Origin of the sequence: Thiohalocapsa sp. (genome assembly GCF_019695415.1) — a bacterium.
Taxonomy (GTDB): Bacteria; Pseudomonadota; Gammaproteobacteria; order Chromatiales; family Chromatiaceae; genus Thiohalocapsa.
On the sequence record NZ_JAIFKJ010000142.1, the window covers coordinates 532 to 7,491 of the forward strand.

Below are 6,960 nucleotides of genomic sequence, written 5' to 3' on the forward strand. Positions count from 1 at the left end.
CTACCGGCTCCTCGGCTGGGCGGGGTTGGGTCGTCTTCACCCCACGCGGCCCTCGGCCCCGCTGCGGGGCGTGTGTGCGCGCCTCCTGTGTCCGCGGGACGACGCGCATTGCTTTTGCACCGAGGACCAGCTTCAGGCGGAGGTTACGACGCTGATCGACATGGTCTTCGAGACCTACCGGGACTTCGGCTTCGACAGCATCGAGCTTGCGCTGTCCCTGCGCCCGGACAAGCGGGTCGGCAGTGACGATCTCTGGGACAAGGGCGAGGCTGCGCTGGACAAGTCTCTGCGAGACAAGGGGCTCGATTTCAAGGTGCAGCCGGGGGAGGGCGCCTTTTACGGGCCGAAGATCGAGTTTACCCTTCATGACAGTATTGGCCGCGCCTGGCAGTGCGGCACCATCCAGGTGGACTTCTCCATGCCCGGGCGGCTCGGCGCCGAGTATGTCGCCGAGGACAACACCCGCCAGGTGCCGGTCATGATCCACCGCGCCATCCTCGGCTCCATGGAGCGCTTCATCGGCATCCTCATCGAGCACTACGCAGGGGTCATGCCGGTCTGGCTGTCACCGGTGCAGGCGGTGGTCATGAACATCACCGACCGCCAGGCCGAGACCGTGCGCGAAGTCACTAAGGCGCTGCATGACAAGGGATTCCGCGTGGAGTCCGACTTGAGGAACGAGAAGATCGGCTATAAAATCCGCGCCCACACGCTGCAACGGGTACCCTACCTGTTGGTGGTCGGTGACCGTGAGGTGGAACAGGGCCAAGTCGCCGTCAGGGACCGGAAGGGACAAGACCATGGGGCCATGCCGCTTGCGGCCTTCATCGAAACCCTGAGCACGGCCGTCGCGCAGCGCCACTGACCGCGCGCCGCGCGAGTCGGCGTCGTGGCGCGTGGGGCGCTTGGGGGTATGGCGCGTCCCTTGGGTCATGACCGCCGCGCGTTGTTAGAGAGAGTTTTCAGTTCCGTAAGGAGGAGCCTGCTATCGCTGCACCAAAACGCAACCGCGTCAACGATGAGATCACGGCATCGGAGGTACGCCTGATCGGCGCGGACGGGGATCAGATCGGCGTCGTCGATCTCGACGAGGCCAAGGCCAAGGCCGCCGAGGCTAGCCTCGATCTGGTGGAGATCGTGCCGAACGCCGAGCCGCCGGTCTGTCGTCTGATGGACTTCGGCCGCTTTCTGTTCGATCAGAAGAAGAAAAAGTCCGAGGCGCGCAAGAAGCAGAAGCAGGTGCAGGTCAAGGAGGTCAAGTTCCGCCCCGGCACCGATATCGGCGATTACCAGGTCAAGCTGCGTAACCTCACGCGTTTCCTGAACGACGGCGACAAGGCGAAGGTTACGATGCGTTTCCGCGGCCGCGAGCATGCCCACCGGGAGCTGGGGCTAGAGCTGCTGCGGCGCGTGGAAAGCGACCTCGCGGACATCAGCACCGTAGAGCAGCAGCCGCAGATGGAAGGCCGGCAGATGGTCATGGTGCTCGGCCCACGCAAGAAATAGGGCCAGCGCAAAGCGTTGGCGCCGCCGGTGCGCAACGGTACGCCGGCATCAAAGGTTCGCAGGTACCGCGAGCCCACAATGAGCGGCACCGGGCCAGGGCTTCCGGCAAGCCGCATCCAAAACCCATAAGCCTAATCGCGCACAAGCTCGATTCGGCTTAACAGACGGAGAATCAAAATGCCCAAGCTCAAGACCAATCGCGGTGCGGCGAAGCGCTTCGCCCGCACCGCCACAGGCAGCTTCAAGCGCATCGCCTCCCACCGGCGGCACATCCTCACCAAGAAGAGCAGCAAGCGCAAGCGACAACTGCGCAAAGCTCACCTGCTCCACAAGGCCGACGTGCGTGCCGCACGTCGCATGATCCCGTACTGCTAGCCGGAGGACTGCCCCATGCCACGCGTCAAACGCGGCGTGACTGCCCACGCCCGTCACAAGAAGGTTTTGAAGGAGGCCAAGGGTTACTACGGTGCCCGCTCCAAGGTCTACCGCGTCGCCAAGCAGGCCGTCATCAAGGCTGGCCAGTATGCTTATCGAGACCGTCGCCAGCGCAAGCGCGATTTCCGCTCGCTTTGGATTCAGCGCATCAATGCGGCTGCGCGCATGAACGGCCTCTCTTACAGTCGCTTCATGGACGGCCTGAACAAGGCCGGCATCGACATGGACCGCAAAGTGCTGGCGGATATCGCCTATCACGATGAGGCGGCGTTCGCGGCTATCGCGGAGCAGGCAAAGGCTGCGCTGGCCTGACTGCCGGGCGCTTGCCCCGGGCATTGGCTGCTCGTCCGTTGCAGAAGGCTTCGGCGGGCGGGCGCCAAGGTCGCCCGGGCATCTTGCCCAGCCGCTGGGCCGCGCTCGAGCCGCGGCTGCCCGGCGCAAGCCGGCCCGGCTCCTCCAACTGGTCCTCGCGCCGTGCCCTTGAACCTTAAAACGCTCGGCGCATGCTGCGCCGCCGCTGACGATTGCGCGCTGGGTGCCCGGTTGCTCCTGGCCATGTTGATCAATCCCATCGCCTGAGCCCGAGCAAGCAACATCATGAGCGACGGCAATGCCCCCGATCTCGATGCGCTCAAGGGGTCTGCCCTGAAGGCAATCGCCGGCGCCGACGACCTCGCCGCGCTCGACCGCGTGCGGGTCGACTACCTTGGCAAAAGCGGCCGGCTCACCGCGCAGCTCAAGGCGCTCGGCACACTGCCCAAGGACGAGCGCCCGGCCGCCGGTCAAGCGATCAACCGCGCCAAATCCGAGCTGCAGGCTGCGGTGGACGTGCGCAAGGCCGATCTGGAGCGGGTCGCCTTGGAGGCGCGCCTTGCGACCGAGCGCGTGGACGTGACCCTGCCGGGCCGCGGCCAGCAGATTGGCGCCGCGCACCCGGTCACCCGCACCCTGGAGCGCATCGAGCAGCTCTTCGCCAATGCCGGCTTCGGCGTGGAGGAGGGCCCGGAGGTGGAGGACGATTACCACAACTTCGAGGCCCTCAACATCCCGGCGCACCATCCCGCCCGGGCCATGCACGATACCTTCTATTTCCCGGACGGCCGCCTGCTGCGCACCCACACGTCACCGGTGCAGATCCGCGTCATGGAGCACCGACAGCCGCCGTTTCGCGTCATCGCGCCGGGGAGGGTCTACCGCTGCGACTCGGACCTGACTCACACCCCCATGTTCCATCAGGTGGAAGGGTTCCTGGTGGACGAGCAGGCCACGTTCGCGGACTTGAAGGGCGTGCTCTACGATTTCCTGCGCAACTTCTTCGAGGATGAGGCCCTCAAGCTTCGCTTCCGGCCGTCCTATTTTCCGTTCACCGAGCCCTCGGCGGAGGTGGATGTGCAGTGCGTGAAGTGCGGCGGTGCAGGTTGCAGGGTCTGCAAGCAAAGCGGCTGGCTGGAGGTGCTGGGCTGCGGCATGATCCACCCCGCGGTGCTGGGGCATGTGGGCATCGACGCGGAGCGCTGGCTCGGCTACGCCTTTGGCATGGGTGTCGAGCGCCTGGCCATGCTGCGCTACGGCATCGACGACATCCGCCTCTACTTCGAGAACGATCTGCGCTTCCTTCGCCAGTTTGCCTAGCGTCCTGGTTGTCGCTCACGGCCGTCTGCACCGGCGGCCCGGGCGCGCTGTCATCATCACCGGAGACTGTTTTCCATGCGCTTCAGCGAAGCCTGGCTGCGTGAGTGGGTCGACCCGCCGCTCGACACCCAAGCCCTTGCAGACCAGCTGAGCCTGTCCGGGCTGGAGGTGGACGCCGTGGAGCCGGCAGCGCCCGCCTTCACGGGCGTGGTCGTCGGCCATGTGCAGGCGGTGGCGCCGCATCCGGATGCCGAGAAGCTGCGCGTCTGTCAGGTGGATACGGGCGACGGCGAGCCCGTCGGCATCGTCTGCGGCGCTGCCAATGTCGCCGCCGGGCAGCGGGTGCCCGTGGCCACCGTCGGCGCACGGCTGCCCGGAGACTTCAAAATCAAGCGCGCCAAGCTCCGCGGTGTCGAGTCCCATGGCATGATCTGCTCCGCCGCTGAGCTGGGCCTCGCGGAGAGCGCGGACGGCATCATGGTGCTCCCCGGCGACGCGCCGGTGGGAGAAGACTTGCGTGCCTGGATGGCCTTGGACGACCACTGTATCGAGCTGGACCTGACGCCGGACCGTGCGGACTGCCTGAGCGTCGCCGGCGTCGCCCGTGACGTTGGCGTGCTGAACCGCGTGGATGTGCGCGCGCCGAGCATCTCCCCCGTGCCGCCCGCCATCGAGGCGGCTTTGCCTGTGGAGCTGGCAGCTCCGGCGGCCTGTCCGCGCTATCTATGCCGGGTGGTGCGCGGGGTCGATGCAAGCGCGCCGACGCCGCTCTGGATGCAGGAGCGCTTGCGCCGCAGCGGCGTCCGTCCGCTCAGCATTGCCGTCGACGTCACCAATTACGTGCTGCTCGAGCTTGGCCAGCCCATGCACGCCTTTGATCTTGCGCGCATCGACGGCGGCATCCAGGTACGCATGGCCCAAGAGGGTGAAGCGCTGAGCCTGTTGAACGGCGAGACGGCGACGCTGCGGGTGGACACGCTGGTGATCGCCGATGCAAAAAAGGCGCTGGCACTCGCCGGCGTCATGGGCGGTGCCGACAGTGCCGTTGGGTCCGACACCCGGGACATCCTGCTGGAGAGCGCATTCTTTGCCCCCGCCGCCGTCGCCGGCAAGGCGCGCAGCTATGGGCTGCATACGGACTCGTCGCATCGCTTCGAGCGCGGTGTGGACCCTACGGGTTGTGCGGGTGCCATGGAGCGGGCAACGGCGCTGCTGCTCGCGGTGGCCGGTGGCGAGCCCGGGCCGGTGGTGGAGGCCGCCGCCGAAGATCAGCTGCCGGCGCCGCGGCAGATCCAGCTCCGGCGCCGGCGCATCGGGCAGGTGCTGGGCCTCGGGCTCGAAGATGCCGCCGTGGAGGACATCCTCGATCGGCTCGGCGTGGCACTCACTGCCACCGAGGACGGCTGGCGGGCGACGCCGCCGGCGGGTCGATTCGACCTCCAGCTGGAGGTGGACCTCATTGCCGAGCTTGGGCGCGTGCATGGCTATGATCGCATTCCGGTGACCCATGCCCGCTCCGCCGCCACCACGCGTGCCCCGCTCGAGATGGCCTATGACGCGGCTCGCTCCCGTCGGCTGCTGCTCGACCGCGGCTGGTTCGAGGCCGTTACCTACAGCTTCGTGAGTCCGGAGCTGCAGAGGCTGGTGGATCCGCAAGTGGAGCCTCTGGCCCTGGCCAATCCGCTGTCGGCGGAGCTGTCGGTGATGCGTACCAGCCTCTGGCCCGGGCTGCTGCACGCCCTGCGCCAGAATCTGGCACGCCAGCAGTCGCGCGTGCGCCTGTTCGAGGCGGGGCTGCGCTTTCGCCCTGACGGTGATGCGCTGCATCAGGAGCCCATGCTCGCCGGCGTTGCCGTTGGGCCCGTGCTTCCAGAGCAGTGGAGTGCTTCCACGCGAGACACCGACTTCTTCGACGTCAAGGCCGACGTGGAGGCCCTGCTTCGGGCGGCAGGCTGTGCGGACGCGGTGAGCTGCCTGCCGGCGGTGCACCCTGCGCTGCATCCCGGGCAGTGTGCGCGGCTGGAGCGGGACGGCGCTTCGGTGGGCTGGCTCGGGGCCATCCATCCGTCGCTCGCGGCAGCCCTCGACCTGCCGGTGACGGTGCAGCTGTTCGAGCTTGCTACCGACACACTCGGCGGCGCCCCTCGGCCCGCCTTCACCGCGCTGTCCAAGTTCCCGTCCATCCGCCGCGACCTGGCCATCGTGGTTGATGCGGGTGTGCCCTTCGAGGCCGTCCGTGCCACAGTGCGGGCGGCAGCGGGTGATTTGCTGCGGGATTTGGTCCTGTTCGACGTCTATGTCGGCGAAAAGATCGATTCGGGCCGAAAAAGCATGGCTTTGGGATTGATTCTGCAAGACGTTTCTCAGACACTTACAGACGATGACGTGGCCGCTGTCGTGGACAGGGTGCTCGCCGCCCTGCGCCGAGATGCGGGGGCAGAGCTCAGGGCCTGATCCGGCGACCAAGAGCGGGCGCATCGCAAGGGGCATCGGCGCGACAACCAAGGGTTGGCGCCCGCGCAAAGGCCGCAATCAGCGCCGGCCGCGCATCGGCACATGCACCGCAAAGAGACGCTCTATGGCATTGACGAAGGCAGACATGGCCGAGCACCTCTACGAGGAGCTCGGACTCAACAAGCGCGAGGCGAAAGAGGTCGTCGAGTCCTTCTTCGAGGAAATACGCTCGGCTCTGGAGAACGGCGAGCAGGTGAAGCTCTCGGGCTTCGGTAACTTCGACCTGCGCGAGAAGAAGCAGCGTCCAGGGCGCAATCCCAAAACGGGCGAGGAGATCCCCATCACGGCCCGCCGCGTGGTGACCTTCAGGCCGGGTCAGAAGCTCAAGTCGCGGGTCGAAGCCTATGTCGGACACGACCGATAGCGTCGACGATCTGCCACCGATCCCGGGCAAACGCTATTTCACCATCGGTGAGGTCAGCGAGCTGTGCGACGTCAAGCCGCATGTGCTGCGTTACTGGGAGCAGGAGTTCCCGCAGCTCAAGCCCGTGAAGCGCCGCGGCAACCGCCGCTATTACCAGCGTCACGATGTCGTGACAGTGCGCCAGATCCGCTCGCTGCTCTACGAGCAGGGCTTCACCATCGGCGGTGCCCGCCAGCAGCTCTCCGGTGAGAGCGCCAAGCACGACAGTTCTCAGAGCCATCAAATCATTCGCCAGATGCGCTTGGAGCTGGAAGATCTTTTGCACGATCTGAAGCGCCGGCAGCACTGAGCGCAACGACAGCAGGGATGGGACTGCATCCCGCGTTGCGGCACGGCGTCGCGCTTGGGTATACTGGTGGGCTTCCGGGCGTAGCGCAGTCTGGTAGCGCACCACAATGGGGTTGTGGGGGTCGCAGGTTCGAATCCTGCCGCCCGGACCAAACAAAAAA

At 66.5% G+C, this 6,960-nt stretch carries 8 protein-coding genes and 1 tRNA gene; all 9 read left to right on the forward strand.

Translation table 11 applies throughout. The annotated features are described in order from the left end of the window. On the forward strand, positions 1-865 hold an 865-nt coding region (locus I6U14_RS03605), incomplete at its 5' end, for a threonine--tRNA ligase (RefSeq protein WP_296896943.1). A gap of 122 nt (positions 866-987) precedes the next feature. Next, entirely contained in the window at positions 988-1,506 is a 519-nt protein-coding gene (gene infC, locus I6U14_RS03610) for a translation initiation factor IF-3 (RefSeq protein WP_296896953.1), read from the forward strand. Between the two features lie 177 nt (positions 1,507-1,683). Then, a complete protein-coding gene (gene rpmI / locus I6U14_RS03615) occupies positions 1,684-1,881 on the forward strand; it encodes a 50S ribosomal protein L35 (RefSeq protein ID WP_296896944.1) in 198 nt (65 codons plus the stop codon). Positions 1,882-1,896: 15 nt separating this feature from the next. Then, complete coding sequence (gene rplT, locus I6U14_RS03620; protein ID WP_296896946.1) at positions 1,897-2,253, forward strand: 50S ribosomal protein L20; 357 nt, start codon at positions 1,897-1,899, stop codon at positions 2,251-2,253. 285 nt (positions 2,254-2,538) lie between these two features. Further along, positions 2,539-3,573 carry a phenylalanine--tRNA ligase subunit alpha gene (pheS, locus tag I6U14_RS03625; protein WP_296896948.1) on the forward strand — a complete coding sequence of 345 codons (1,035 nt, stop codon included), beginning with the start codon at positions 2,539-2,541 and terminating at the stop codon, positions 3,571-3,573. Positions 3,574-3,648: 75 nt separating this feature from the next. Beyond that, positions 3,649-6,027 carry a phenylalanine--tRNA ligase subunit beta gene (gene pheT / locus I6U14_RS03630; protein ID WP_296896950.1) on the forward strand — a complete coding sequence of 793 codons (2,379 nt, stop codon included), beginning with the start codon at positions 3,649-3,651 and terminating at the stop codon, positions 6,025-6,027. 124 nt (positions 6,028-6,151) lie between these two features. Next, a complete protein-coding gene (gene ihfA / locus I6U14_RS03635) occupies positions 6,152-6,451 on the forward strand; it encodes an integration host factor subunit alpha (protein ID WP_296896951.1) in 300 nt (99 codons plus the stop codon). After that, positions 6,432-6,800 (forward strand): MerR family transcriptional regulator, encoded by a 369-nt coding sequence (locus tag I6U14_RS03640; protein WP_296896952.1) that lies wholly within the window; start codon positions 6,432-6,434, stop codon positions 6,798-6,800. The genes ihfA and I6U14_RS03640 overlap by 20 nt, the downstream gene beginning before the upstream one ends. Positions 6,801-6,874: 74 nt before the next feature. Next, positions 6,875-6,951: transfer RNA gene (locus I6U14_RS03645), tRNA-Pro, on the forward strand. Positions 6,952-6,960 lie beyond the last annotated feature (9 nt).

Bases quoted from the DNA above. Each gene is read 5' to 3' on its own strand.
- rpmI (WP_296896944.1), top strand. From the start codon at position 1,684: ATGCCCAAGCTCAAGACCAATCGCGGTGCGGCGAAGCGCTTCGCCCGC.
- rplT (WP_296896946.1), top strand. From the start codon at position 1,897: ATGCCACGCGTCAAACGCGGCGTGACTGCCCACGCCCGTCACAAGAAG.
- pheS (WP_296896948.1), top strand. From the start codon at position 2,539: ATGAGCGACGGCAATGCCCCCGATCTCGATGCGCTCAAGGGGTCTGCC.
- pheT (WP_296896950.1), top strand. From the start codon at position 3,649: ATGCGCTTCAGCGAAGCCTGGCTGCGTGAGTGGGTCGACCCGCCGCTC.
- ihfA (WP_296896951.1), top strand. From the start codon at position 6,152: ATGGCATTGACGAAGGCAGACATGGCCGAGCACCTCTACGAGGAGCTC.
- I6U14_RS03640 (WP_296896952.1), top strand. From the start codon at position 6,432: ATGTCGGACACGACCGATAGCGTCGACGATCTGCCACCGATCCCGGGC.